Annotated in this window: 27 protein-coding genes, 1 tRNA gene and 2 pseudogenes; 18 read left to right on the top strand and 12 right to left on the bottom strand. The window is 50.8% G+C overall.

All coding sequences use genetic code 11. From position 1 onward, the window contains the following. Together KW808_RS07310 and polA are read right to left on the bottom strand one after the other, a co-directional pair. Positions 1-378: pseudogene (locus KW808_RS07310) on the bottom strand (aldo/keto reductase); the annotation flags it as partial. A gap of 68 nt (positions 379-446) precedes the next feature. Continuing rightward, complete coding sequence (gene polA / locus KW808_RS07305) at positions 447-3,089, bottom strand: DNA polymerase I (protein ID WP_003861533.1); 2,643 nt, start codon at positions 3,087-3,089, stop codon at positions 447-449. 178 nt (positions 3,090-3,267) lie between these two features. Here polA and KW808_RS07300 point away from each other — a divergent pair. Both KW808_RS07300 and KW808_RS07295 read left to right on the top strand, forming a co-directional pair. Further along, a tRNA-Leu gene (locus KW808_RS07300) sits at positions 3,268-3,344 on the top strand. A 681-nt stretch (positions 3,345-4,025) separates the two neighbouring features. Then, on the top strand, positions 4,026-4,286 hold the full coding sequence (locus KW808_RS07295) for a hypothetical protein (RefSeq protein ID WP_003858781.1): 261 nt from the start codon (positions 4,026-4,028) through the stop codon (positions 4,284-4,286). A 47-nt stretch (positions 4,287-4,333) separates the two neighbouring features. Here KW808_RS07295 and KW808_RS07290 read toward each other — a convergent pair whose 3' ends face one another. Then, positions 4,334-4,549: a hypothetical protein gene (locus KW808_RS07290; protein ID WP_208396117.1), complete on the bottom strand. Its 216-nt coding sequence runs from the start codon at positions 4,547-4,549 to the stop codon at positions 4,334-4,336. A gap of 359 nt (positions 4,550-4,908) precedes the next feature. Between KW808_RS07290 and KW808_RS07285 the strand changes: the two genes are divergently transcribed. The 8 genes and pseudogenes from KW808_RS07285 (at position 4,909) to KW808_RS07250 (ending at position 10,401) form a co-directional block, all read left to right on the top strand. Continuing rightward, complete coding sequence (locus KW808_RS07285; RefSeq protein ID WP_003858785.1) at positions 4,909-5,475, top strand: hypothetical protein; 567 nt, start codon at positions 4,909-4,911, stop codon at positions 5,473-5,475. A gap of 9 nt (positions 5,476-5,484) precedes the next feature. Then, positions 5,485-5,793 (top strand): hypothetical protein, encoded by a 309-nt coding sequence (locus tag KW808_RS07280; protein ID WP_003858787.1) that lies wholly within the window; start codon positions 5,485-5,487, stop codon positions 5,791-5,793. 152 nt (positions 5,794-5,945) lie between these two features. Beyond that, positions 5,946-6,848, top strand: a complete 903-nt coding sequence (locus tag KW808_RS07275; RefSeq protein ID WP_227747764.1) for a trypsin-like serine protease — start codon at positions 5,946-5,948, stop codon at positions 6,846-6,848. A gap of 258 nt (positions 6,849-7,106) precedes the next feature. After that, a complete protein-coding gene (locus KW808_RS07270; protein ID WP_003861526.1) occupies positions 7,107-7,484 on the top strand; it encodes a hypothetical protein in 378 nt (125 codons plus the stop codon). Positions 7,485-9,049: 1,565 nt separating this feature from the next. Then, complete coding sequence (locus KW808_RS07265; protein ID WP_011265729.1) at positions 9,050-9,355, top strand: hypothetical protein; 306 nt, start codon at positions 9,050-9,052, stop codon at positions 9,353-9,355. A gap of 20 nt (positions 9,356-9,375) precedes the next feature. Then, positions 9,376-9,747, top strand: a complete 372-nt coding sequence (locus tag KW808_RS07260; RefSeq protein WP_003858795.1) for a hypothetical protein — start codon at positions 9,376-9,378, stop codon at positions 9,745-9,747. A 48-nt stretch (positions 9,748-9,795) separates the two neighbouring features. Further along, positions 9,796-10,047 (top strand): annotated as a pseudogene (locus KW808_RS07255) (integrase core domain-containing protein); the annotation flags it as partial. A 9-nt stretch (positions 10,048-10,056) separates the two neighbouring features. Then, positions 10,057-10,401, top strand: a complete 345-nt coding sequence (locus KW808_RS07250) for a DUF6973 domain-containing protein (protein ID WP_373453265.1) — start codon at positions 10,057-10,059, stop codon at positions 10,399-10,401. A gap of 1,098 nt (positions 10,402-11,499) precedes the next feature. Here KW808_RS07250 and KW808_RS07245 read toward each other — a convergent pair. The 4 genes from KW808_RS07245 to KW808_RS07230 form a co-directional block, all read right to left on the bottom strand. Next, positions 11,500-11,721 (bottom strand): DUF2283 domain-containing protein, encoded by a 222-nt coding sequence (locus tag KW808_RS07245; RefSeq protein WP_003858801.1) that lies wholly within the window; start codon positions 11,719-11,721, stop codon positions 11,500-11,502. Positions 11,722-11,723: 2 nt separating this feature from the next. Then, positions 11,724-12,590, bottom strand: a complete 867-nt coding sequence (locus tag KW808_RS07240; RefSeq protein ID WP_003861521.1) for a DUF4258 domain-containing protein — start codon at positions 12,588-12,590, stop codon at positions 11,724-11,726. A 421-nt stretch (positions 12,591-13,011) separates the two neighbouring features. Continuing rightward, positions 13,012-13,446, bottom strand: coding sequence for a MepB family protein (locus tag KW808_RS07235; protein WP_003858809.1), 435 nt, complete (start codon positions 13,444-13,446; stop codon positions 13,012-13,014). Between the two features lie 192 nt (positions 13,447-13,638). Further along, positions 13,639-14,385 carry a hypothetical protein gene (locus KW808_RS07230; RefSeq protein WP_003861519.1) on the bottom strand — a complete coding sequence of 249 codons (747 nt, stop codon included), beginning with the start codon at positions 14,383-14,385 and terminating at the stop codon, positions 13,639-13,641. A gap of 461 nt (positions 14,386-14,846) precedes the next feature. Between KW808_RS07230 and KW808_RS07225 the strand changes: the two genes are divergently transcribed. Together KW808_RS07225 and KW808_RS07220 are read left to right on the top strand one after the other, a co-directional pair. Next, positions 14,847-15,536 carry a site-specific integrase gene (locus tag KW808_RS07225; protein ID WP_003858814.1) on the top strand — a complete coding sequence of 230 codons (690 nt, stop codon included), beginning with the start codon at positions 14,847-14,849 and terminating at the stop codon, positions 15,534-15,536. A gap of 647 nt (positions 15,537-16,183) precedes the next feature. Then, a complete protein-coding gene (locus KW808_RS07220; RefSeq protein WP_003861517.1) occupies positions 16,184-17,164 on the top strand; it encodes a DUF368 domain-containing protein in 981 nt (326 codons plus the stop codon). An 82-nt stretch (positions 17,165-17,246) separates the two neighbouring features. On the opposite strand, the gene KW808_RS07215 is transcribed toward KW808_RS07220, so the two are convergent. Then, positions 17,247-18,056, bottom strand: coding sequence for a DUF1266 domain-containing protein (locus KW808_RS07215; RefSeq protein ID WP_003858818.1), 810 nt, complete (start codon positions 18,054-18,056; stop codon positions 17,247-17,249). 99 nt (positions 18,057-18,155) lie between these two features. Here KW808_RS07215 and KW808_RS07210 point away from each other — a divergent pair, with 99 nt between their 5' ends. From KW808_RS07210 to KW808_RS07185, 6 genes are all read left to right on the top strand, one after another. Further along, positions 18,156-19,160, top strand: a complete 1,005-nt coding sequence (locus KW808_RS07210; protein WP_040072700.1) for an ABC transporter substrate-binding protein — start codon at positions 18,156-18,158, stop codon at positions 19,158-19,160. 42 nt (positions 19,161-19,202) lie between these two features. Further along, a complete protein-coding gene (locus KW808_RS07205) occupies positions 19,203-20,153 on the top strand; it encodes an amino acid ABC transporter permease (RefSeq protein ID WP_003858824.1) in 951 nt (316 codons plus the stop codon). 3 nt (positions 20,154-20,156) lie between these two features. After that, a complete protein-coding gene (locus KW808_RS07200) occupies positions 20,157-20,921 on the top strand; it encodes an amino acid ABC transporter ATP-binding protein (protein ID WP_003858826.1) in 765 nt (254 codons plus the stop codon). 268 nt (positions 20,922-21,189) lie between these two features. Then, a complete protein-coding gene (locus KW808_RS07195; protein ID WP_034983451.1) occupies positions 21,190-21,999 on the top strand; it encodes a hypothetical protein in 810 nt (269 codons plus the stop codon). A gap of 2 nt (positions 22,000-22,001) precedes the next feature. Then, the gene (locus KW808_RS07190; RefSeq protein ID WP_499651905.1) at positions 22,002-22,217 is read left to right on the top strand and encodes a hypothetical protein; all 216 of its coding nucleotides are present in this window, start codon (positions 22,002-22,004) and stop codon (positions 22,215-22,217) included. Continuing rightward, positions 22,184-23,182: an IS3 family transposase gene (locus KW808_RS07185; protein WP_499651907.1), complete on the top strand. Its 999-nt coding sequence runs from the start codon at positions 22,184-22,186 to the stop codon at positions 23,180-23,182. The genes KW808_RS07190 and KW808_RS07185 overlap by 34 nt, the downstream gene beginning before the upstream one ends. 100 nt (positions 23,183-23,282) lie before the next feature. On the opposite strand, the gene KW808_RS07180 is transcribed toward KW808_RS07185, so the two are convergent. The 4 genes from KW808_RS07180 to KW808_RS07165 form a co-directional block, all read right to left on the bottom strand. Next, positions 23,283-23,522, bottom strand: a complete 240-nt coding sequence (locus KW808_RS07180) for a hypothetical protein (RefSeq protein ID WP_499652944.1) — start codon at positions 23,520-23,522, stop codon at positions 23,283-23,285. A gap of 72 nt (positions 23,523-23,594) precedes the next feature. Further along, complete coding sequence (gene coaD, locus KW808_RS07175) at positions 23,595-24,077, bottom strand: pantetheine-phosphate adenylyltransferase (RefSeq protein WP_003858828.1); 483 nt, start codon at positions 24,075-24,077, stop codon at positions 23,595-23,597. Between the two features lie 3 nt (positions 24,078-24,080). After that, positions 24,081-24,665: a 16S rRNA (guanine(966)-N(2))-methyltransferase RsmD gene (rsmD, locus tag KW808_RS07170; RefSeq protein ID WP_003861513.1), complete on the bottom strand. Its 585-nt coding sequence runs from the start codon at positions 24,663-24,665 to the stop codon at positions 24,081-24,083. After that, on the bottom strand, positions 24,665-24,880 hold the full coding sequence (locus KW808_RS07165; RefSeq protein ID WP_003858832.1) for an acyl-CoA carboxylase biotin carboxyl carrier protein subunit: 216 nt from the start codon (positions 24,878-24,880) through the stop codon (positions 24,665-24,667). Before KW808_RS07165 ends, rsmD begins: the two co-directional genes overlap by 1 nt. Positions 24,881-24,884: the final 4 nt, after the last annotated feature.

The following is a 24,884-nucleotide window of genomic DNA, read 5'->3' as shown; positions in this document are numbered from 1 at the left end:
TTAGGCTTCTGGGATTTCTCGGTAGTAGTTTTCCATGGTGATGTTCTCTGGTTCTGGGCCACCGCGCAGATCGGTGTTGAGGGCATCGATTTGCTGTAGTTGCTCATCGGAGAGTTCGAAATCAAAGATCTCAAAGTTTTCCACAATGCGTGATGGGGTCACAGACTTTGGAATTGCGTGACGCCCACGCTGTAGGTGCCAGCGCAGCATTACTTGAGCTGGTGTTTTGCCAACTTCTGCGGCGATTCCAGCGATGATCTCATTTTCTAGAGTGCTTGGAAGCTGTCCGTCGCGGTAGAAGGCGATGCCACCGATTGGTGACCACGCCTGAGTCAAGATGCCAAGCTGCTCATTGCGAGCAAGCACGTCACACTGCTGAAGCGCCACGAAACCCGAAAGAGTAGCGAGCGCCCAACCCAGCTCGTCGACGAAAAGGCAGTTACCTCTTAGTGCGCTGCAGCATCCCAGTTAACGCCATCACCAGCTGAAACTTCCAAAGGAACGGACAGCTTGATGGCGTTATCCATTTCGCGTTCCAGAATCTCACGGACTTGTTCCAGCTCACCGGCCGCTACTTCCACGACCAATTCATCATGCACCTGAAGCAGCACGCGAGATTTCACGGCAGCTTCCTTGAGTGAACGGTCCACCCGGATCATGGCCACCTTGATGATGTCGGCGGCAGTTCCCTGAATCGGGGCGTTCAGTGCGGCACGTTCAGCGTTTTCACGAGCGACACGGTTATCCGAGGTCAGTTCCGGCAGGTAGCGACGACGCCCAAACAGCGTTTCCGTATAACCAGCTTTTCGAGCCTCCTCCACGATCTCCCGGAGGTAGCGCTGTACTCCGCCGAAGCGCTCGAAGTAGGACTCCATGATCTGCTTCGCTTCGCCAGCAGGAATGCTCAGCTGCTGAGACAAACCAAACGCGGACAAGCCGTACACCAGACCGTAAGACATGGCCTTAACCTGGCGACGCAGCTCAGGGGTCACGCCATCGATGGGCACATTAAACACCTTGGAACCCACGTAATTGTGCAGATCTTCGCCTTCGCGGTACGCCTCAATCAAGCCTGGGTCCTGGGAAAGGTGAGCCATCACGCGCATTTCAATCTGCGAGTAGTCGGCAGTCAGCAGGGTTTCATACCCCTCGCCCACGACGAATCCCGAACGAATCTTTCGGCCAGCCTCGGTGCGCACAGGAATGTTCTGCAGGTTGGGATCAGTGGACGACAAACGTCCAGTAGACGCCACCGTTTGGTTGAAGGTGGTGTGAATACGGCCATCAGGGGCCACCTCACGGATGAGGCCCTCCAGAGTTGTCTTCATCTTTTGGTACTGACGGTGCGCCAACAAGTGATCCAAGAATGGGTGCGGATTCTTGATCGCCAACGCTTCAATTTCTGCCGCCGCAGTGGAATAACCAGTCTTTGTTTTCTTCGTTTTCGGCATTCCAAACGTGTCAAACAGTACAACCTGCAACTGCTTTGGACTAGACAGGTTAAGGGTTGGATCCTCAGCCAGTTCGCGGGCAGCTTCTTCTTCCTGAGCAACCTGATTAATAAATGTCTTTAATTGCTCTTCCAAAGTTTCAACATCGACCGCGATGCCAATTGCTTCCATGCGCGCCAAAATTCCAGACAGCGGAATTTCCAAATCATGATAAAGCTCAAACGCCTTGATCTCTTGAAGCTGTTTTGTTAATTCCTCAGCGAGCTCCAAAATTGCAATTGCATCATCAACCAGCGATTGGTCATCAGCTGCATCAAGCAAAGCCAGTTGACCACCATTATCGTTAGTGGACAACTGTCGTTGAAGATGCCGCTGGTAGACGTCGGCAAGCTCATAGGTGCGTTGGCCCGGACGCAGCAAGTATGCCGCGATCGCCGTGTCATGCACCACGCCGTGCAGCTCAAAACCGCGCCCAGCGAGCATATGATAGGCGGCCTTAGCGCCGTGCAGCATCTTTGGATCTTCCGACGCCAACCACGTGGCCAGCGCCTTTTCATCCTCCGCTGAAATATCAGCCACATCAACCAACACCGCATGGCGCTTGGTATCCGCAATCGCTAGCGCATACGTGTCGCCAGCAGCAGGTTTAGCCACTCCAGCCAGCGCTAAAGCAAGCGCCTGGCCAGCCCTAGCAGGCAGCCATTGCGCCAAAGATTGCGTATCGACGACAACCTGTTCCGCTTCCACTTCCTCCACGGGGGCAGCGGAACCCTCGGCCTTCACCACCGCCAGCACCCGCTCACGCAAATTGGTACCAAACTCCAGATCGTCAAACTTCGCCGCAACCTCCGCAACCTGCACAGGCTTCATCTCAAAATCGTCCGGACCAAGCGGCAGCTCCAGATCCTTCACCATCTCCGTGAGCTTGCGGTTCATCCGGACCTGCTCAATGCGCTCACGCAGGCTGGCGCCAACCTTGCCCTTGATCTCATCAGCGTGATCAAGCAAATTATCCAAAGTTTCATACTGGGCAATCCACTTGGTAGCAGTCTTCTCGCCCACGCCAGGAATATTAGGCAAGTTATCGGAAGGATCACCACGCAGCGCTGCAAACTCCGGATACTGCCTCGGTGTCAGTCCATACTTCTCCTCCACTGCTTCCGGCGTGAAACGGTGCAGCACAGACACGCCCTTCATCGGATACAACACCGTGGTGGTGTCATTGACCAACTGGAAGGAATCACGGTCACCCGTAACAATCAGCGTCTTAAAGCCTAAAGGTTTCGCCGCCACAGACAACGTGGCGATCACATCATCAGCCTCAAAATCGATTTTCTCAATAGTCGTAATTCCCAAAGTGGACAACACCTCCTTGAGGATTTCCACCTGGCCCTTAAACTCAGGTGGCGTTGCATCACGCTGCGCCTTATACGCCGGGAACATATCGGTACGGAACGTCTTACGCCCCACATCGAAAGCCACCGCCACATGAGTAGGCTGCTCATCCTTCAACAACGTGGACAGCATCGAGAGAAAGCCGTAGACAGCATTGGTGGCCTGCCCGCCCGACGTGGAGAAATTCTCAGCCGGCAAAGCAAAGAATGCGCGGAAAGCCATCGAGTGGCCGTCGATAAGCATTAAAGTCTGGTCAGTCTTCTCAGTCACGACTCCCGAGTGTAGGCGAGTGGAAAAATTAGCGACACATTCACCCAAACCAGACCCCTAATTTCCATTCCTAATCATTGATGGTCTAATATTGCTTTCAGTCATTCAGACTGGCTCGGAAACAACCGGGTTAGTTCTGCAATTGATTGATGCCCTTGTAGCCCAATTGGCAGAGGCAACGGATTCAAAACCCGTCCAGTGTGAGTTCGAGTCTCACCAGGGGCACCACTACCAGCGGAAACGCTGACAATATAAGATCAAATAGGGCTTAGGTGTCCAAAAAGTGTCTAAATATTAATCGCATGATAATCAGCGATAATGGGCATTAAGCGCAATAATACCCCCGTAACATCTTCATGTTACGGGGGTATTATTATGATTTGCATCACATTTTAGAACGCCACCGCTACCCCGGTTTCGTAGCTCCATCACCGGACATGAGCCATTTTTTTACACCCGCAGCTGTGGCTGAAATATGATTCTTGACCCCAATCCGCACCCCTCTTGTGGCTGAAAATTCTGGGTTAAAAAAGGGAATTTATTCACCTTTTTTCCGCCCACATGGGGGCAATTCTGAGAGCCTGAAAAAAACTCGCAATCGAATTTATATTCCACTGCGAGATAACCACCCGGCAGTACAAAAAAGCATAAAAAAATTACTAACTCGTTCACGTGTCTGAGCTATACGGACGGAATCAGTTCCGTACAATATAAGCAGTACACGGGCTTGACACTTAGCTTATTACTGTCATCGAGAATCACCGTATCAGAGGCATATATCTTACCTGGCAGGCGATTGTTCTCTTACTACTTGCGCTAGGTACAGGTGGTGCCTATCTGCTGGCCGGTGGTGATGTCACTCAAACTGCCCGACTGGTGTTGTGGGTGTTGACCGGAATCTTACTGGCTATGGTCTCTACCGCCCTACGAATCCGCTTCGGATCAGGGGTAGCTATCGCTGCAACCGTGCTGTGGACAGTTATCTCAATAACCTTGGGCGGAGATGTGCTAGCCGAGACCATGCTCTGGCTTGTAGCAGTACCATCCTGGCCAGAAACAGCGGATACTACTACCCGCTTCCTTATTGCGATGCTACTGCAGGCAGTTCTTATCACCGGCAGCACTATCTGGGCTATCCGAGAGATCCGGGATTCAGAGCGCCGTGGCTAAGTTCAGCACCTCCGACAACGCAAAGAAGCAGAACATGAACACCATAATTAACACCACTGACCAGTGAGACCGAAAACTGTGTACTCTCCCTGAGAGGCCACATCGCACGTGATCTTCGCTAGCTGGGCTGCATACGCAGAACGCTCGAATCGATCCTCAGAGATCTTCGTAATAGGTAAGTCTTGACCAGGTACTGAATCTCCATCAGTTTTTACCGTGTTGTTTAATGACGCATCTGAAAACGGGGTAAACAGTCCGTCCATTTTTAGCACTGTACCGTGCTAAATCCTGGCACATGCAGCAATAGCTGTGAAACCCTCAACTCACAATGAGCTCACTGTCTATCTTCTCTCCGCCTGCTGGGATAATTACACCAGCACCCTTTCCAACCTTTATCTAAAAGGGCGCACCATAAGTGAACCAGAGCTTAAGCATATCCACTTAATACCTGAATACGTACATACTGCTAGCATAAAAACATTCTTATTTGTTCTCGACCACACTGAAGATCGACATAAAAGAATCACTAGGCTATCTTCCGGTTCACCTGAAGTTAGTAACACACCGGTCACAGAAGTTCCGGCTCGTGTAATCTCCGCTTATCTAGCTCAAAGGAATACTTATGAAGTTCTTCGGGTTTTATCGTCCTATTGCTTTAATTGCTGGCATTACCGTTTCAGCATCTATTCTCACATCCGTAGCTACTGCAGCTGAATCTCCAACTAGCTTTCAAGCGATTACACCTGCATTCTCTTCATCATCGGCTCCAGAAGCAGACGCAGAAGCAAACACCAGTGAAGCTACCGCAGACCTGCTTTACGTGGCAGAAAACCAACTACTTATTAAGCTTTCTAACGCCGTCGTCGAAGATGTTAACGGCGAAATCTTAATGAAAGATAATAAGGGCACTCTTCTGGAGAATTTGACAGCTGAACTTCAAGCCCAACCAGGCTTCTCAATCGAGAAAGTCGATTCCCATACTGCTTTGTTGACCATGAATCCAGATGAGGTGCCAGATTTACAGGACTGGCGATGCGGAGTCGGCGCTTTGTCAGGCGGGGTAGCAGGTGTGGTGGCAACTGGTCTAGCTCTCGCCGCTTTGGGAGTTGCCACAGGTGGCACGGGGTTTGCTGTGCTTGCAGCAGGGGGACTTGCTGGATATGGCACTGGCGCTGTCGCCAACTGCTAAGGAGAAATAATGGGAATTGTAATCATGCTGGCAGTAGCGGTGGTTCTCTTTTTTGGGGTCCAGTTACTAGCGCGGGGCAACAAGCAGACTCTTAATGTGAAAGCGTACACAGCTCTTGCAGTGACAACGATCATTGTGCTCTCGGTTGTGATTTTCTCTGGAGCTTTACAGTCTGATTCCATAGGAATTACCGGCTCTCTCATCGCATTAGTAATACTTACGATCTTGATGCAGCCAGTTTTCGTTCAGCTTCAAAGAAAAATTGAGGCTCAGCGTGAAAAGACGAAAGACGAACTCTCCCCGCCTCAAAACGGTTAAATCCCCTAGCGAGATCCATTCCTTAGCTGCCATGACCTCTGACATTTTCCTCTAGAGGTCATGGCGGTTTTCATCCCATAATGTAGTCGAATTGAGCACGTTGTATGTGTAGTCGCTTTTTCTCTTTTGTCGGAGCTCTGTTGATAGGGCTGATGCCGTTCACCATTCCGGTACATGCGCAAGAGATAACGAAAGAGCAGGATAGTGGTGGAAAATGGCCGAATACTATTTCTGAATACCGCGAATTGCAGCAGAACCCGGAGGCATATCCTCCTTTTAATCTTTCAAATATTAATCTGGAAGCCACTAGCACTCATCCTGTAGTGGACAATAGAATCGCCGCGCTGTGGCAGTTCGATCCTGAGGCCGAAGATACCAAAAAGGTTGTTCGTTCTTGTACTGCTAATCACATCGAGGGAAAATTTTGGATAACCGCACGGCACTGCGTTACCTCCGAGAAAGACTTCCTTGGATACCTGGAGCAATCCGATGGTGAAGTCGCAGGTGTTGAAAATACCTACACAATTTCAGAGCACCATGATTTAGCTTTAATCAAGGTGGGGAGAGGTATTTCTGCTCAAACTTTTGATCTCCCCGAAGAAAAGATCGCTATAGGAAAAGTTCTGACGCTCATTGGGTACGGCGGTAGCAACGATTTTTCTTCAATTGCGAGAGTTGAGTCAGTAGCGCACTTAGATAAATTCAATGTAGGTTTCAGTACCTATTATTTGGATGTACTGGAAACTGTTTCTTTAACTGATTCTAGAAGCTGTAACGGTGATTCCGGAGGAGCAGTCTTTGCAGGGAATACGATTCATGCAGTACATACAGCCGGAGCGATCAATTTTGACTGCTCACCGGGGGAAGGTAAAAAAATGTGGCATTCTGCTATTTCGCCCCACACTGCATGGATACATCAAATTATGAGTTCGGAAAATAGTACTTCTGTAGAAGAAGAACAACGAGCGTTCGAGGGATTTCGATCTCGATACCGAATCGCTGAGGATCAACCTTCGGCAACTTTTTCGAGTTCTTTATCCCCTCTCAGTTCCTAATCCAATTGCCTCAGGAGCAATCCCTGAGGTTTATCATCAAGATTAGAGGGCTCTATCATGGTTGCTAACCATGGGCGATCTCGTTAATCCTTGGGTGCAGCCATACCCCGTCGCATTATGCCAGTGCAACAAGATCCTTGATATTTTGTGGGTGATAGTACACAGTAGCATCGGATAGCCACTTAGCCCTTCCTCTCCGGCGCTCTTCCAGTGGCACCAGTAGGTGCACACTTTGGTCAAAACTGGGAGGATGAGTAAATGAAATACTTTGCACTAAACCGAGACAACCTCATCGGACCTGCAGTAGAAATCCTTGCACCTCTTGGATGGGCGTCATACGGGCTGTGGCATCGGCGCGGCACTGAGCAGATTGTGGAGCTTGCTCGCCGTGGTACTGACAGCGCGGAGATCGATGCCCTTGTTACACAACAGTGGAACAATACCAGTGAATCCTTTCTTCACCATGTAGCCATTCCACTTCGGCGTTATGGCCGAGGTATTGATTACAGCTTTCAGCGACTTCAATTTCAACGAGGAAATCTCATCGACCAGGCAGTGAAGTGTCATGAGAATGGTAATTACGCAGCCGCTATCCTTCTGACTTTTCCCAAATCGATGGGCTTACCCGAGATATAACCGGAGCAACATTCTTCTCTAATTCGTCTAATGACCCATATCTGGACGATTCGACTCTCGCAGGTATAGCTTCGAATCTGCCGATTGTTCGCGACCTGTTCAAAGAGGCCATCAACGCCACCGGGTTTTACGGCAAGCTCTCAAGACACGGCGCGGCTCACGGACGTGACCTCTCTTTCGGTACGCAGACCAATTCGACGAAAACGCTCGTCCTTCTCGGCGCCCTCGTCGAATATCTTGAGGAACGCGCAGCACAAGTAGCCAAGCGACATCGCAGAAAGCATGAGCTCGAAGTCTCGAAACTAACCGGAACTAACGAAGAAGGACGCCTAAGAGACGATAGGCACCTTGACCAACTCTACTTTCTGGCTGCGGACCTCGACAGTTTCATCCATTCCCAAGTGATTTTTCCGACTTCACAACCGGACGCATGGCAGAAAAAGGCTTTCGAATTCATAGAACAACGGAACCTAAGTCGCAGCAATTTTACCCGGGGAGCAGCCGATTCGACTTCCTACTGGTGGTCCTATAGCACTCCCTCAGGGCATCATCTAGCTGCAGGTTCACGACGCTTGGGATCGGGACTACCTATTGACTGGCAGCAGTGGAGATGGGACAGCCCGGAACCCCCTTCAGCTGCACCGTGGGATGATGAACGCTGGATTCCATATGACGGTAATATCTCCACATCAAACTGGACGATTGAACCTTTCCCCTTCGACTGACTAACTCAGCAACGCCAGCTTCCATCTGACGCAACTATGGAATGCTACGAAAAATTCTTGAGCAGAAACCAGACGTGCCCCTGCCTCAGGCATAGCGCTCGGGGGATGGCTACGAGGGCAAGGATACGTAAATGAGCATACCTTCGACGCTGTTCGCGCGCATTTCCTACACTAAAATTGTAAACAAATTTATTCTTCAGCGCCCTGCATGACAAAAGGCACTGTGCGACTTCCTCAGTCGGTCCCCTAGGTCAGTAAAAACTCAATTTGTCCGGCACGCAGGATCTTCACCATTCCGAGCTGTATTGTCTCGCCATTGTCCCGATATAGTTTTACATGAAAAGAAGTTTTGAACCCATAGTCATCCCAATTGTCCCGGAGTAGATTAACCCAGGTTCCCCTCGATCCCATGGGAGGATCGGTGTCCCTATTGGTCACATAGAATCTCATCGAAGGGCTCCCAATCTGTGAATCTTCTGTAGCTCGCGCTGGTGTAAGGGTGTTCCGGGTGTGTAGGTAAAGCCTAACGCTTATAGGCTGCAAGGAGAATTATTAAGGGATAAGCCACTCAACCACCAAACACTCATTATTGAATAACCCAGTAAATCTACACAACCTCACTTAGGTTAGCCACGACCCGAATCTAACCAATTGCAAGCATGGATTAATAAGACGAAACAATGCCAAAACAAAATAAAACAATATCATTCCTATAACAATTAGGGGATTTTATAGATTAAGGCTCATTTCGCGAAAATATATGCAACAGTAGAAATCAGGCAAGATCGTTCCGCAACTTGCCAACTCCACACACACTCACCACACCGATTGGAATGTGACATGAGGAAACTAGCTTCGATTGGTATTGCAATAGCATTATCACTTGCAATCACCCCTACTATTCAGGCGAATGAAATAATCGCGCCTCAAGCCATGGATCGAATTGCAGTAAAGTGCAATGTCCACAAAATTTGGTCGGTTCCAAGCTTGAACAACTATGACGGTTGGGTCGTAGTTGGTCATGCCTATTCTAAGGTTGAGGCTGAAAAAAGGGCCAATACCTTCGTCCCATTTGGTCATACTAAACGCCATTGCCTTCCGGTACCTATTGACCGCTTTCCGTTTGAAGGTCTTAACCGAAGTTAAAGGACTAGGCGAATCAACTCATGCGAAAGACTTATGTTTTTCTAACTCAATTTATTGTAGAAAACGGCAATGAAAGTAACGCTTACAGCAGATATCGCGAACGAGTTCAGAATCTATTGGCTCTGGACGGTGTTGATGTAATTTCAGTTTCTAAAAACCTTCAGCAGGCTGAAAAAGCTTATGGATGGGAGTCACTTTCCGACCAATATCAGATGGAGCATAACGGTAAATATCCAGAAAACCATATTCTGTGCGATGTTTACACTGTGGTCATTCTAAATGACATAGAGAAATTTGAAGAAGCTGCTGAACTCTTGATCATGGATGACCGAGACGTAAGCGTTGATGCTTTCCCCAGTCGCGTCGACGCTTTCGAACAGGTGCTGTTTTAGAAGGGAAATAGACAACAAATATAACCCTACAAATATTATATAGACAGCCTCGGAATGAGGCAGTCATTGGGATCAATTGGCACCAGTGCTGACAACGCGTTAGCGGAGTCGTTCAACGCCGCACTCAGGCGGGAAGTCCTCCAAGATTCTAAGACTTTTGCGAACTAGTTGATCTGCCGCCGGGATGTTTTCCGCTAGTGTACCCGCTATAACACGGTGCGCCGAGATTGCTGGTGTAAATATCTTGCGCCTGCGGTGTTTGAGGAGCGTGGTCCTGCTATCCTGAAATCTGCTTCCTGATTAAATCCCCTGTGTCTACTCTCCGGGGGTCGGGCTCCAGCAACCAAAGCAAATAATGAGGCTGTCGCACGATACCCAGGCGATTCCCTTCGCAACGGCAAAGGCGATGCATTTCGGCATTGCTCATGGAACGCTCTGATGACGATACGAATCGGGAGCAATGGAGCTGAAAGAATTGCAACAAACCACGAGACAATCGGGGACGGTCCGGCCGATGAAAATGCAATGGACCTATTCAATAATGCACAAGGCCGACAGATCGGAGCCGGATTCATTAATAGTAAGGATGAAACTAGCGCGCTCGCGATATGCGCGCTGTGGACAAATCTCGGTAGACTAAAAACTCTAAAATAAGCAAGGTGCCCTCTGATGCTAAAAAAGCGACTAGCAGTCATCATCCCCTTAACAGCTCTGACCCTCGCTAGTTGCAGCACAGAAAATGCCCTGGAGAGTCATCTAAGCTCAGCAGATCAGTCGTCCCATCAGTCTCTCAATCTTAGAAGTATTTATGGCGATGAATGGGTTGAATTCGCTATAGTCTGCCCATATGCGCCAAAAGATACTGTCGAGGCAGAACTTCAGTTAGAAGACACGCCTGTACCTAGATTTGGATTTGATGAGACGCAAAGCATACTTGTTCTGAAATCCACTAGCAGTAATACCGAGTGGATTAGTTTCAAAAGGACCCACATTGTTGATCTTTGCCCTGTGCTGTCTGACTACGACATATCATTTCGACCCACGGACTCTACGCTCGATTTTGTCTTCAACCTGAAAAACAATGTTTGGGAACCTACCAACTAGCTTTAAGCATTCAACACATCAAGCCCCGCACTGGTTTAAACCAGCGCAGGGCTTTAAACGTGCTGCTTTTGGTTCCCCGGTCGATCCGCTGCCCGGACGCCTTGCGCTGGTGTACCCGTTACAACACGGTACGCCGACATTCCTGGTGTAAATATCTCGCACCAGCAGTGTTTTGAGGAGCGCGGTCCTGCTATCCTGAAATCTGCTACCTAATTAGACCCTTGTGTCCACTATCAGGAAGTTGGTTCCTTACGCCGCGTGAAGAACGGGAAGCACGTCTGTGCACGGACAACGGTGGCGTTTACGGAAGAGCTACAGCCGAGGACGTTTAATGTGAATGCGTCGTCAGATTCTAAGTCATTGGGTGCTGGTCGGAGTGCGGATCAGCAATTCAGGATGAATCCGAGCCGTAGCCATGATCATGGGATGGGCCTGTAAGCCGGGTTAGTCTGTGGCTTTGTAGTGCTCTTTATACAGGCAGTAATGGGTTCTGGCCCTTATTTATGGGTGTTGTAACTCCATAAATAAGGGCCAGAACCCATACCAGCTTCGTCCACTACTATGGCCGTGTCGTGATTCCACGCTATTTTTTACAGTAACCTGAGCAGGGGACAGATCTTCTGTCTGGTGGCAACCCTTTAGATGGGATTATGATATCCGGTTTGATTTTTTGAGGAAATCTGAAGGAAGAATCAAAGAAGCATTCACGAACTCAATACCAATAACTTTGCCATTTTCATCAACGTCTATCTCTATTTCTCCTTCCATTCCTTCTGTAGTTATTGCTGATATCTGCTGTTCTGGAAGGACACCCGACTGCGTTAGGGTTAGATAGGCTGCATCAGCTTCTGGGTCATACTCAAAATTCATAATTAGCCTTTCGTAACAGTAATCACATTTCCGCTCACATTATCGACAATAACTCGAATCCCGTTGCCGTTAAATACTGTAGTATTCCCGTTGCCCTTGCTTCCTCTGCCTGTTTTTATAACGTGCTCAACTAGCTCTTTAGTGATCTTTCGCTTAGCCATCTGGGTTAACGCATGACGCGTGAGATGGCCACCCATGATACCTAAGAATGGGATCCAGAAGGGATCTGCTACGACGGGAAATTGCGTTGAAGAAGTTGGTGCGACATGTTGAACTATCGTGCTTTGACGAATTTCATACCATGTTTTAACCGAGGCCCCTGTCGCATCTATAGCCCAAGGTGCATCAAGGGTGCCTAAGATATCCCCCTTATTATCTCGAACTGTGACTCCGCCATCAGGCAAGGAACTAAGAGTCATATCATTAGAAAATGAAAATTCGAACTCACCATTTGATTCCAGGTTAGGAATATGAATTAGAGATCGGAAAGCTCCCCCTCCTTCATTCGTAACTGCAATGGAAGCACCGCTAGGCGAGGTTGAGTATTCATCTAACCCTAATGATTCAAGTTCCTTATTGGGGAGATCGAGAGAGACTTCTTTCCCGTCAATCGTCAATGCACTTACAACCCCAGAATCAATTGAAACTTGAGAATCTGATTCGACATACATATGCGTAACAACAATGTCACACAGTGACTGAACGATACTTGCTCCATAAGTTGTACCCGTTGCTGCAGCGCGATCCATAGATCTAAACGCATGATGAACTGCGGCAGAGCGGATCGCGCTGTTATCGCTACTTAAACCCGCAATCAAGGGAGCGAAAATATCGCCTTCGCAAAGGAATATTTCATCAGCCTTGTTCATACCAGTCTGTACCTTTCTTCTGATTCATGTGGGAAAGTACTTTCCTCATACCTGCTTTCTAGAAGCCCTCAAGCTTCAAGCCCTCAAGCTTCAAGCCCTGAGAAAGAACTATTCTCAGGAGCTTTCCGTGTATTAACTCGCGTTGTTCATACCGCACAACAATACCGTGCCCAAAAACGCTAGAGTGTGTGACCAAAAGTTTTGGAGTTCCTGCACTAAACGCTCATGTGCATGCAGTGAGACGTGATCGCCAATGAGATCTGGGCTGTGCTCAGCGCGTTGTTTCCTGCTATATAAACCTCAGATAGCCCACCGGCAGAACAGACCTAAGTTTACTAACGATGTCAGCAGTTCTTGCAGAAAAACCTCCAGAGTCACAACATCGTCGCCACCCTCCACTGGGGGTGAGCACGACGTGATCTCAATACTCCTCGAATGCGCTAGATTGTGCTCGCTGCGTGGCCCTCGCCTGCGAATTGAGCCCTTCGCACCAGGAGGGGTAAACGCGAAATCCACGTTTGCCCGGCTGTCCGTCTGCTGCGGTAATCCCCAATTCTGCAAGATGACCAGCGGAAAACCTAAACACTCCGCGCCGAACATCGTTCCTCACAAAGACAAGAAGACCGGCATTCATCCCGTCGTCACTAAACGGCTGGGTCTGTCCTCCTACGCCTCGCTGCCAAAAGGCAACAAAGGCACCCGGCTTCGACGGCGTGTTCCGTGCAGTCCGGACATGCCACTCATGGCCTTCAACCTGTGCTAATCCTGATTCATAATCACTGTTCTGTGGCTCAGGCGTGACCGAAACAGTTATGCCTAGCTCGGTCGACCACAGCTCCAACGCGCTAAATCCCATGAGCTCAACTTATCAACTTCAGCCGCAGGAAGCCTACCTCTCCTGCCTCTTTTCAAGCTTCACTCTCCACTCTCGTTGGGGAACTCACCTCAGCTCTTGTTTAACCGTCAGCAGTCGGAGGGTATATCCGGCTACTGAACGACAATACTTTTAAACGACGGCGCTTGCGACTATTATCTTTGACCCGGCGCACTAATCAATTGTGAAAACGCGCACCATTAGGTAATCTCTCGATAAATAGTGTTTAGCCAGTAACAGACTCAAAAGCTTCTGCAAACTTGTTAAATCGTCAAAACAGCCGTTGACAAAGCTCTCCCACCACCGCAACTCCGCATCATGACGCCAATAAAACTCCTCAACCGGCATTTGATAGGTATAACGTTCAGCTATAAAAGGCCCCAGCATCATCCAACTCGTCGCTAATGCTGACTCCCACAATTCAAGATCTGTCTTTTCGAAAACCGAGCTAATAGGACTGGGCCAACCAGGACTCAGTGCACAATATCCCACAAGCTCACAACGTCCAGCTAGCTGCGTCCACTCCTGATCAGGATCAACAATCAGCGCACGCCCAACCTTGACACCAATTCCGGTGTGCTGCACAAAGAACTCTAACCATTCCTGTAACTCAGATACAGTGAGCACATCCGGTAGATCAGCTACTAAGGATCTTATATTGGACGAGAAAAGTGACCATTTTTCAGCAACGATCGCTTGAAAAAGACACTGCCGAACAGCTCCGACTATGCGCTGATTAGTAAATACATTACCTGGGAAAGGTAATGAACTACCGTCCCTTTTTGTCACTCTAGAAAATGCATTCCACTTTCCCATGATGTTGATGAGTAGAAAATCTAGACTTAGCGATGGCCCGATAAAGCGAAATCCGGAAGTTTTATGGCCTTTAGTGTAGATGCACAGTTGATGGGGTTCTGTCATATGCGAAGCTTATTATAAAGATTCACATGATCAGGACATTGGGAAATTTCCGGCTCGTGTTCGATTCCACCAGGTGGGGTTGAGTTACACCATGCTGAAATTACCCCCTTGGGTCTGTTCGAATTTGCTCCAGTGAAAGTATGAGGATTGTAAATAATAGTCACCCATTGCGGAGCGTGCATTTCTTTACATCCTGAGTTCTTATTGAATGTATAAGTTCTGCAATCTAGAAAGTACACCGTTTTCTCGAACTTGTAATAGCTGGTTCCTGGCGATGAGCCATAATCAATCACCGCTTTATCTACTACGGCCTCAGCCATAGCGTGGTTGGCGAAGTTGTGTTTGCAATAGTTTTTTAAATATCCCCAGCCTTCATTCCTGTAACGGTCATAATGCCCTTTTCTCACGACAAATCTGAACTCGGTGGGGAAACCCCCTACGGGCTTGTACATGTTAACCCTATGGCTGAAGTGCGACCTGTAAAAGCACAAACCAACGAGCCCCAAGCACTGCAGGTTGCTGACATTCAACCCTTTCACGCTGTTATTGCGGCCTCAAAACAATTGACTCTCATCGACGTTGTCGATGTCTGCCTTGGAACAGTGTTGCGAGCATGGGAAGCACTGAGCCTGCGATGGGTAGACGTGGTGCTTGACGAGGAGCATCCAAGAATCTTTATCCGAGGCACCATTGTCTACAACAAAGAAAAAGGTAACCACAGACAAGATAAAACAAAAACGACCAGCAGTAGGCGTGTCATTCAGTTGCCAGAAATTGCCTCAGACGTCTTACGCAAAAGACATGCACTCTACGCCGAACATCTCGAAATGGTGTTCCCTTCCGCTAGAGGCACATATATTTATGAGTCCAATTTCAACAAATTGTTGCGAAAACACCGAAAGGGTACTGCATATGATTGGGTGACCGTGCACAGCATCAGGAAAACCCTTGCATCAATTGTCTCTGAGAACCTTGATTCCAAGGCCGCATCAGACGTACTCGGCCATGCTGACTCACGACTCACAGAACGGGTCTACATCGCTAAAACTGACAAAGACGTTCCGATTGGTGATGTCGTCAACCAAGCGCTCAAAGAGGCACGAAAAGTCTCCAAAAAGTCTCCAAATAAAGAAGCTAAAGAAGAAGAATAGACGCAATAGTTGCATTTTTAGTTAACATCGAGCTGCAACAACAGCAATAAACACTCAATTACATGACAGAAATGATCTGGTCTCACTCCCGTCCAGCGTGAGTTCGAGTCTCACCAGAGGCACCACTACCAGCGGAAACTCCGACTTGGAGAAGTGATTTCGGCCAAGATGTTCTAGAAATCAAATCCCACTGCGGTTAAAGCAGTGGGATTTCTTCATTTTTGGGGTAACTCGACAAAAATCGCCCAGAAACTTGGGGGTAGTTTCAAGATCGACTAGTGCAATCTCCCCAAACCGGACACACGTGACAAAACTTTGGATTTCGGCCTTCTCTTGTCACCCCTGGCTGGTTTCGACCACTTATAACCAGTCTGGTCTGCCCGAGTTGATGCTTCGATGCCGAAAAATCATGAGGCCACAGAATCCAATCTAACGGCCTGTAAAACCTCTCCCCGACTATTTGCCCGTGCGAAGCATTAGAGCCTTCAAATTGGCCACAAATGCGTCTGAGTTGAGAGACCCAACTTTCTGCACCCTACGCCCAGTTTTCAGCACAGATCACCCTTTGCCAGCTACCGACTTAGTTTCGTAACACGTATAGTGGGAGGCGTTTTGCCAGACGCCAAAGAAAGATTATTGGATTACCTATGAGCGCCACCAACCCTGATGCCCTAGACGTGCAGCACGTCTATCCCATCAAGACGAAAAAGACTCCACTTGCGGTGATTTTCAACATCATTAGCGGTGGTTTGATTGGAATGGCGGAGTTGGTGCCAGGAATTTCCGGCGGAACTGTCGCTTTGGTTCTTGGAATTTATGAGCGCGCACTGCACAACGGTGATCTCCTCATTGATCTGATCAAGGTGTTGATCAAGGACCGCTCGAAGGTTAAGGAAGCTGCGGCGAAAATCGACTGGTGGTTCCTCGGCGCTATCGGCGTTGGCATGGTCGTGATGGTCTTCTCGATGTCATCGATTTTGCATACAGTTGTTGAGGACTACCCAGAGATCACTCGCGGTCTGTTCCTTGGAATGGTTGCCGTGTCTATCCTTGTTCCGTTGGGAATGATGGATATGCGGGATGCCAAGAAGCGCCTCGCAATCGTCATCCCGCTATTTATAATCTGCGCCATGCTGGGATTCTTTGGAACATCCTTCACTAGTGCGCCTCGCACCGATCCTTCACTGATCTTTGTCTTCATCTGTGCTGCGATCGCTGTGTGTGCTCTTGTTCTTCCTGGTGTTTCAGGATCATTCTTCTTGCTGGCGGTCGGTATGTACGCGCCAATCATGGAATCTCTGTCCAACCGTGACTTGTCGGTCATCGGCGTGTTCTTGCTTGGCGCGCTCACCGGTGTGATCTTGTTTGTGAAGGTTTTGTCTTATGTTCTCGAGCACCACCGCACCATCACGCTGACCATCATGGCTGGTCTCATGCTGGGTTCACTTCGTGCGCTGTGGCCTTGGCAGGACGGTGACGCTAATCTACTTGCTCCTGGCGATAACGCCGTGATGATTTTCAGCATCATCATTCTTGGTGGCGCGATTGTCGCTGCTTTGATGTTTGCTGAGCGTGTGTCTTCCAAGAACATTGATTCTGAGACCGTGGCAGAAGAGCAGCCGCGCTAAAGAAGAACTCCACAAAGAAATCGCCCCGAATCTGCCGTTTGAAGGCAGACTCGGGGCTTTTTGCCGCTTAGCTCATGAGCAGTTAGGCGCTAATCCACTTTTGGGTCTTCCATGGACTTTCAGCCTCAGTGTTGAGCCAGCGTTCTCCTTCGATATATGGCTTGTTTCCGCCCTTGAAGTTCTTCTGTAGTCCACGGACGTATCGCTCTCCGTATTCTTCCCAGCTCCCAAAGGACACAGCAGCCGCAATTCCCAGCTGGTCTTGGAACCAACGGGCTTCTGCAGGGAGCAACAGATCTGTATAAGCAGCCCAGCGAAGGAGGTTGGCTACGCGTGCGATATCAAATGCGAGCACATCGAGATCATATTCTGCATTTGGATCTGCCTGTTGAAGCTGCTTTTGGAATACAACAAAGTGTGGATGAGCCAATCCTTCAGCTGCTAACCGCTGGCCTGCCTCTTCCACTTGTGCGGGTGATACTCCGTTTTTACGCCAGTTGCCTGCGGCTACCCCAACGATCACTTCCACTCCTTTAGAAAGCTGATCAACTGCATGCTCAGACTTTTTCACACCCCAGTCTGTTTGCAGCATGTTTTGCACCATCCCCAGTGGCATTGCTGAGACAAACCCAAAATAAGTCTGTTCAGCTGAGTACACTCGTTTCGCTCCGCGGGTCTTGTGCCATTCAGGCCTAGCGTACAAGGCTGCAAGTGCTCCGGCGAAGCGCTGCCACGGCACAGTTGGCGCAGGAATTGTAGGGTTGGCCATTCCTTCAGCCCGCGCGGCAAAGCGCTTTTTCCGGGTTTTGAAGGCAGCTGTAATCATTACTATGGAAATGAGAATCACTGCGGCAAAGAGCAAAATGATGAAGATCGTTTGTTGGCTCGACATAGCTGTTTATTTTAAAGTCCCTCCCGAGCCCATGCCGGATAAAACAAAACCCGAGCGCCTGCCAACGCAAAATCCAGCCTCACTTAAGGTTATTGCACCATGGCAGGTAGTATTTTGCCCATGATTGAGAGTTTCACCCGATTGCGAATTTCGCAGACACCGCCTCTGAAACGGCTACTGCATAGCACTTTGCGTTTCCCCAAAATCCCCAAGCGCGCTGTAGCGGCGACCGTCGGCATCGTGGCAACCTCATTCACCTTGGCTTCTTGTGTCACCAATGAGGAGCAGGGCAACCCAGATGGCTGGGAGCAGATCGTTCCAGATCCTGTACCGGAGATTCAGGCGATGGTTCCCGAAGCTCTGGCTCAGCGCGGTGTGCTCACCGCCGGTGCCAACCCACCTTTCCCACCGTTTGAGTTTAAAGATTCCGATGGTCAGATTATCGGTGTGGAAATGGACCTCGTGCGTGCAATGGCGGGGGTGATGGGCTTGGAGTTCAGCCCTCAGGAGCAGGATTTCTCCCTCATCCTTCCATCGGTTCAAGCTGGCACCCTTGATATCGGAGCCTCTGGCTTCACTGACAACGAGGAACGCCGCGAGAACTTTGATTTCATCGATTTCCTCTTCGCAGGTGTGCAGTGGGCGCAGGCAACTGATCGTGAAACCCCAATCGATCCGGAAAACGCCTGTGGTCTCACCGTTGCTGTACAGCGCACAACCGTGGCAGAGACCGACGATGTCCGTCCTCGCTCAGCTCAATGTGAAGCCGAAGGCAAAGAGCCGATCACCATTTTGTCTTATGAAACCGCAGATACTGCAGCTACCGCATTGATCCTGGGACGCGCAGACGCACTTGCTGCGGACTCCCCTGTTTCAGCTTGGGCTGCAGAGCGCTCCGAAGGCCGCATCGAAGTTGTGGGCGATATGTACTTGGCTGCGCCATTTGGTTTCGCATTCCCGTTAGAATCTGACCTCACCCCAGCAGCAGCTGCGGCGTTCCAACACTTGATTGACACCAGCGATTACCAGCGCATCATGGCGCAATGGGGCATTGAAGAAGGCCTTCTTGATGAGGCCCTGATCAACGAACAGCCACTCAACTAGAGCCTTCCAGCAACTAAAAACAATTAAAGGATTACTTCACAGATGTCAGATCTTAATCAAGGGCCTGGAGCTTCAACGGCCCAACCGAAACCGATTGAAGCCAAGCCACTACGCCACCCTGGCCGGTGGGTCGCAGCCGCTATCATCGTGGCACTGCTCGCATGGTTTATCATCAGCGCGCTCAACAATGAGGCCTACGGTTGGGATACCTACCGCTCGTATCTTTTTGACACCCGCATTGCCACCGCGGCACTTCACACCATTGCGCTGACCTTGCTGTCCATGATCTTGGGTGTGGTTCTCGGCGCAATCTTGGCCGTCATGCGTATGTCCGGCAACCCTGTCATGCAGGGCGTAGCGTGGCTGTACCTGTGGATTTTCCGCGGCACCCCAATTTATGTGCAGTTGGTGTTCTGGGGCCTGCTGGGTTCCTTGTACCAGTCGATCAACCTCGGTTTCGCAGAGATCGATCTGCAAAGCTTGCTGTCTAATATGTTCCTGCTCGCGGTGATCGGTCTGGGTCTCAACGAGGCTGCGTACATGGCGGAAATCGTGCGCTCGGGCATCCAAGCGGTGCCTGAGGGCCAGATGGAGGCGTCGAAAGCTTTGGGTATGAACTGGTCAATGACCATGCGTCGCACCATCTTGCCGCAGGCCATGCGCATCATCATTCCGCCAACCGGCAATGAACTGATCTCCATGCTCAAGACCACCTCTCTGGTTGTTGCGATTCCTTATTCTCTCGAGCTGTACGGCCGCAGCATGGATATTGCGTACTCCCTCTTCGAGCCAGTTCCAATGCTTCTGGTTGCTGCGAGCTGGTACTTGGTCATCACCTCTATTCTTATGGTTGGTCAGTACTACCTGGAGAAGCACTTCGAAAAGGGCAGCACCCGCACCCTGACCGCACGTCAGCTCGCTGCGTTGGCTGATGCTGAAGGCGCAATCCCGGGCAATGTCACCGTTGTTCCTGAAACTTCCAAGGAGAACTAGTAAATGTCGCAACTGATGATTGATGCTCAGCAGGTCTGCAAAAACTACGGACGCTTGGAAGTGCTCAAGGGCATTGACTTGCAGGTTCCTAAAGGTACCGTCACCTGCTTGATCGGTCCTTCTGGTTCCGGTAAATCCACCATGCTGCGCTGCGTTAACCACCTGGAAAAGGTCAACGCGGGTCGCTTGTATGTCGATGGCGATCTCATTGGCTACCGCGAGCGCGATGGCGTGCTGTACGAAATCTCTGAGAAGGACGCCGCCAAGCAGCGCTCCGATATCGGCATGGTGTTCCAGAACTTCAACCTCTTCCCCCACCGCACGGTGATCGAGAACATCATCGAAGCTCCCATCCACGTGAAGAAGCAGCCCGAAAGCAAGGCCCGCGCACGTGCCATGGAACTGCTCGAACAGGTCGGCCTCGCCCACAAGGCGGACGCCTACCCCGTCCAGCTGTCGGGTGGTCAGCAGCAGCGCGTAGCGATTGCCCGCGCCGTCGCCATGGAGCCAAAGCTCATGCTTTTCGACGAACCCACCAGCGCTTTGGACCCTGAACTCGTCGGTGAAGTCCTGCGAGTGATGAAACAGCTCGCCGACGACGGCATGACCATGCTTGTTGTGACCCACGAAATGGGCTTCGCCCACGAAGTCGCCGACCAGGTCGTCTTCATGGCCGATGGAGTTGTCGTTGAAGCCGGAACCCCTGAACAAGTTCTGGACAATCCGAAGGAACAGCGCACCAAAGACTTCCTGTCTTCTCTGCTCTAACCTTTTCGGGTCTTAAAAAACCTGCGAGTCATTATCGGCTCACAGGTTTTTGCGTTCAAGATAACCCAAGAACTCGGAAATGAAGGCATCCCACTGATACTGGCGCCCCTGGTGAGACTCGAACTCACACTGGACGGGTTTTTGAATCCATTAACCGTCCCATCGAGACCAAGGGAGCTTACTGCCGACGAGGTTTTGGTCTCGATCTGCAGTATTTCTCTCAGTGTCAGGTCAGTGGTGAACCACCATCCTTAGCAAGGAGTTCATCATGTCCATCCCCTTCTCAGTCCTTCAGGACTACCTGGATCTGATCAGTCCCGAAGCCTTACCCCAGATCCCACAGCCCCCGGCCCCTGCCCCCACAGCACCCCAGCTACCACCGGCGCCGGACCCACACAGCATCGAGTGGCCGATCTTCCCACCAGATCGAATCTCCGCCAACGGGCGACGCTACTACGAGCCACAAACACGACTCGAGTTCATGCGGATCTACACCACCCTGCCGCACGGCTACCGCCAGCCCTTCCTCACAGCCAACAACATCGGCCACTGCACCGTTCGAACCTGGCTAGCAGCAATAAGCACCTTCAGCCGGCTTCCCCATGCTTTTGATGATGCCCACCGCTTCGGGATCGAACGCACCACCCCAGTCGACGATGTCACCACACTAACGGCTGATGACAAACGTGACCTGGTCATAGGATACTTAGCTCAACCACACGGTCAGGGCCAGCAATTCCTCACGTTTTACCAACTCCGTAAGCACACCATCATGGCCTGGTGCGCCGCTATGACCGACGGGGACTTAGACGCTGATATCTCACCCCGCAAGATCGGGTTGATGACCACCCGAACCGTGGTCGAAATCGTTCGACTACGCCACATGATTGCCCAACAACTAGAAAGAGCCACGATCATGGAAAACGAGTACCTCAAAGAAATCGCAGCGCTGAAGAAAGAACTCGCGCACTACAAGCAAAAAGACCATCAGAATCAAATGGTGATCGATATCTTGGGAAAAGCTATTGGGACCAGGCCCAATCCTGGCGAGGGCTTAGACGAGGAGGACGCCACCTAAACGTGGATGAGCAACGCGCCTTTGATCAAGGACTCAAGGAAGAAAACACCTTGATCACAGATCTCACCACCTGTGCCAGGCTGAGCCATAACAAGGCATTACGGCTGATCAAGCTGTCGAAATCAACGGCGTATTACCGCAACAAGCGCGTCCCTGTCCTGCACCGAAACCTGTCCTGCAGGCCGTGCCAGCACCAACAGCACCTGGTGTGGAACTAGCAGCACCTGGTGTGGAACCCACACCAGAGCCTTGGCAGGGGAAGGAGCCAGCAGTGTCGTCGGTGCGTCAAGCGTTGGCAGAACACGAACGCCAGTTCATTGTTGATGCGATCACCGCGTACCCACAACTGAGCGTTAGTGGGGTGTTTAACATGTTGTTTAACAAAGGCATCTACCGCGCATCACTACGTACATGGTGGCGTGTTGCCAAGCAGCACAAGTTGTTACACAAAGACCGAGTCAGTGCCCTGTCCCCGGTGAAACGATCACCAACGCCACGGGTTAAGCCGAGGTTGGAAGCAACACAGCCTGGTCAGGTGGTGTGTTGGGATGTGACGTTCTTGCCGTCGCTGGTACGTGGTAAGACCTATGCGTTGCATCTGGCGATTGATTTGTTTTCCCGCAAGATTGTTGGGGCGAAGGTCGCGCCGACGGAAAATACCTCCACCGCGGTGGAGTTGTTAACGCAGGTGTTAGCGGATAATCCGGGTGTGGTGACGGTGCATTCGGATAATGGGTCGGCGATGACATCGACGAGGGTGCGGCGGTTGTTAGCGGATCATGGTGTGGCGTTGTCGTTGATTCGGCCGCGGGTGAGTGATGATAATGCGTTTGTGGAGTCGGTGTTTCATACGTTGAAGTATCGGCCGTTTTATCCGAAGGTGTTTGCATCGATGGATCAGGCCCGGGTGTGGGTGGAGGAGTTTGTGGTGTATTACAACACGGTTCATCCGCATTCTGGTGTGGCTGGGCATACTCCACAGTCGGTGTTTGATGGTAGTTGGAGGGCGGTGCATCGGTTGCGTGTGCAGGCGTTGGATGCCCATTACCGGCAGTTCCCGCAGCGGTATGTGGGACAGCCGGTGGTTCAGGAAGTTGCTGGTGTGGTGCGTCTTAATGGTGCGCGTGATGATGGGTCTGTACAGGAGAGGGTTGGTGGTGTAGCGTCGCTGTTAAGTGCTTGAGTTAGCACGTGTTCTTATCGCCCCCCTGGTTCACAAACCCCTGGCAGCGAGCGATTTCAGCCTGTAAACGCGATTTTCAGACCAAGGGACGCTCAGTCACTTAGGGATTTGGCCTAATTCTGACGGTTGCGGAAATCTGCCCCACCCAACAGGGTGAAGGCAACAAGCGACCACGTGGAAATACCCCAGAATTGCGGGAGGCCCGCCGAGAATTGTCTCGGCAGGCCCTTTTGTTTTGTTGCTTCTTCTTGTCCGGGATTTGTCGTGCGCGGTTTTTCAGTTGCAGATGTTCCTGAAGTCGTTCAGGACTCATTTTCCACATCCGTCGGTCCACACCCATCGCTGTCACCTCCTTATTTCACGTGTCTGTGATAAGTCGGTTCCATAGTCTAGACGCTTGATGCAAAAGAAACTAGTGCTGGTTGCTGTATTTTTCTGTCACGGCTTTTGCCACTACCTCAGGTAGGAGGCCGGAGACATCGCCACCGAAGCGGGCAACTTCTTTGCACAGTGTGGAGCTGACGTAGCCGTATTTCTCGTCGGTGAGGAGGAAGAAGGTGTCTACACCGGTGAGTCGCCTGTTCATCTGTGCCATGGGAAGCTCGTATTCGTAATCGAGGGAGCTTCGCAGGCCTTTGACTAGGGCGCCGATGCCATGTTCGGTGGTGTAATCCACGAGCAGTGAGGCCCAGGTGTCTACTTTTACGTTGTCGAGGTGTGCGGTGGATTCGCGGATGAGATCCATGCGTTCTGCGACGGTGAACAGTCCTGAGTTTTTGTTGGGGTTGGCGGTGACCAAGATGGTGACTTCGCTAAATTGCGCGGCGGCGCGGGTCACGATGTCGAGATGGCCGAGGGTGATGGGGTCGAATGATCCTGGGCAAACGGCTTTCATTGGTTACTCCTGAAGCAGGGATTCGTCGAAAACGGCCATGTCCATGCGTGCTATGCCGTAGGTTCGTTTTTTAAGTTTCTGGGTGGTGGGTACCAGCCAGGCGGGCCATGCGGTTTCTGGCGAGCCTACGTGGCGTTCCACGACCACGGCGGCGCCGTCGAGAAGCTTAGGCGTCAATGCGGTGAGCATCTCGGTGACGGCGTCGTCGGCAAGCTCATAGGGCGGGTCGGCGAGCACCATCGTGAAAAACTTATCGGGTGCGGACGCAAGGTAGGTGGATGCTTTCATCTCTGCGACGGTTACGCGAGGATGCTTGACGACGTCCACATTCCGTCGAATTACCTCTACGGCCTTAGGATTCGACTCGACCAGAACTACCTCATCGGCACCCCTGGAGGCAGCTTCCAATCCGAGTGCGCCGGAGCCGGCAAAAATGTCGAGGACGCGCTGGCCCTCAAATCCGAAACGGACCTGCAGTGAGGAGAAGAGACCTTCGCGTGCGCGGTCAGAGGTGGGGCGGGTACCTGCTGGTGGTACTTCGATCTTGCGGCCGCGTGCGTCGCCGGAAATGATGCGGGTTTGACCCATTAGTTCTTTGCCTCCAATTCGAGGAGTTCATCGCCGCCGGTGACGTCGGAGAAATCATCAAAAGAAACCTTGGCTACGATGCCAGGTCCCGGTGCCATGATTGGTGCCTCGAGTTTGATGGTTTCTACCGTTCCGAGTTGCATGCCGGTTTCCACGGGATCGCCTTCATCGACAAAATAGTGGACGATTCCAGCAAAAGGTGCGTAGATCTTCATGACT

Source organism: [Brevibacterium] flavum (genome assembly GCF_019317305.1).
Taxonomy (GTDB): Bacteria; Actinomycetota; Actinomycetes; order Mycobacteriales; family Mycobacteriaceae; genus Corynebacterium; species Corynebacterium glutamicum.
This window is presented reverse-complemented; position numbering and strand designations above follow the sequence as displayed.

Excerpts from the sequence above, each read along its gene's own strand:
- KW808_RS07225 (WP_003858814.1), top strand. The coding sequence starts at position 14,847 with ATGGCTGAAGTGCGACCTGTAAAAGCACAAACCAACGAGCCCCAAGCA.
- rsmD (WP_003861513.1), bottom strand. The coding sequence starts at position 24,665 with ATGGGTCAAACCCGCATCATTTCCGGCGACGCACGCGGCCGCAAGATC.
- KW808_RS07295 (WP_003858781.1), top strand. The coding sequence starts at position 4,026 with ATGGTCTCTACCGCCCTACGAATCCGCTTCGGATCAGGGGTAGCTATC.
- KW808_RS07260 (WP_003858795.1), top strand. The coding sequence starts at position 9,376 with ATGCGAAAGACTTATGTTTTTCTAACTCAATTTATTGTAGAAAACGGC.
- coaD (WP_003858828.1), bottom strand. The coding sequence starts at position 24,077 with ATGAAAGCCGTTTGCCCAGGATCATTCGACCCCATCACCCTCGGCCAT.
- KW808_RS07285 (WP_003858785.1), top strand. The coding sequence starts at position 4,909 with ATGAAGTTCTTCGGGTTTTATCGTCCTATTGCTTTAATTGCTGGCATT.
- KW808_RS07180 (WP_499652944.1), bottom strand. The coding sequence starts at position 23,522 with ATGGGTGTGGACCGACGGATGTGGAAAATGAGTCCTGAACGACTTCAG.
- KW808_RS07280 (WP_003858787.1), top strand. The coding sequence starts at position 5,485 with ATGGGAATTGTAATCATGCTGGCAGTAGCGGTGGTTCTCTTTTTTGGG.
- KW808_RS07230 (WP_003861519.1), bottom strand. The coding sequence starts at position 14,385 with ATGACAGAACCCCATCAACTGTGCATCTACACTAAAGGCCATAAAACT.
- KW808_RS07200 (WP_003858826.1), top strand. The coding sequence starts at position 20,157 with ATGTCGCAACTGATGATTGATGCTCAGCAGGTCTGCAAAAACTACGGA.
- KW808_RS07235 (WP_003858809.1), bottom strand. The coding sequence starts at position 13,446 with ATGGGATTTAGCGCGTTGGAGCTGTGGTCGACCGAGCTAGGCATAACT.
- KW808_RS07265 (WP_011265729.1), top strand. The coding sequence starts at position 9,050 with ATGAGGAAACTAGCTTCGATTGGTATTGCAATAGCATTATCACTTGCA.
- KW808_RS07290 (WP_208396117.1), bottom strand. The coding sequence starts at position 4,549 with ATGGACGGACTGTTTACCCCGTTTTCAGATGCGTCATTAAACAACACG.
- KW808_RS07220 (WP_003861517.1), top strand. The coding sequence starts at position 16,184 with ATGAGCGCCACCAACCCTGATGCCCTAGACGTGCAGCACGTCTATCCC.
- KW808_RS07165 (WP_003858832.1), bottom strand. The coding sequence starts at position 24,880 with ATGAAGATCTACGCACCTTTTGCTGGAATCGTCCACTATTTTGTCGAT.
- KW808_RS07195 (WP_034983451.1), top strand. The coding sequence starts at position 21,190 with ATGTCCATCCCCTTCTCAGTCCTTCAGGACTACCTGGATCTGATCAGT.
- KW808_RS07240 (WP_003861521.1), bottom strand. The coding sequence starts at position 12,590 with ATGAACAAGGCTGATGAAATATTCCTTTGCGAAGGCGATATTTTCGCT.
- KW808_RS07245 (WP_003858801.1), bottom strand. The coding sequence starts at position 11,721 with ATGAATTTTGAGTATGACCCAGAAGCTGATGCAGCCTATCTAACCCTA.
- KW808_RS07275 (WP_227747764.1), top strand. The coding sequence starts at position 5,946 with ATGCCGTTCACCATTCCGGTACATGCGCAAGAGATAACGAAAGAGCAG.
- KW808_RS07210 (WP_040072700.1), top strand. The coding sequence starts at position 18,156 with ATGGCAGGTAGTATTTTGCCCATGATTGAGAGTTTCACCCGATTGCGA.
- KW808_RS07215 (WP_003858818.1), bottom strand. The coding sequence starts at position 18,056 with ATGTCGAGCCAACAAACGATCTTCATCATTTTGCTCTTTGCCGCAGTG.
- KW808_RS07205 (WP_003858824.1), top strand. The coding sequence starts at position 19,203 with ATGTCAGATCTTAATCAAGGGCCTGGAGCTTCAACGGCCCAACCGAAA.
- polA (WP_003861533.1), bottom strand. The coding sequence starts at position 3,089 with ATGCTTATCGACGGCCACTCGATGGCTTTCCGCGCATTCTTTGCTTTG.
- KW808_RS07270 (WP_003861526.1), top strand. The coding sequence starts at position 7,107 with ATGAAATACTTTGCACTAAACCGAGACAACCTCATCGGACCTGCAGTA.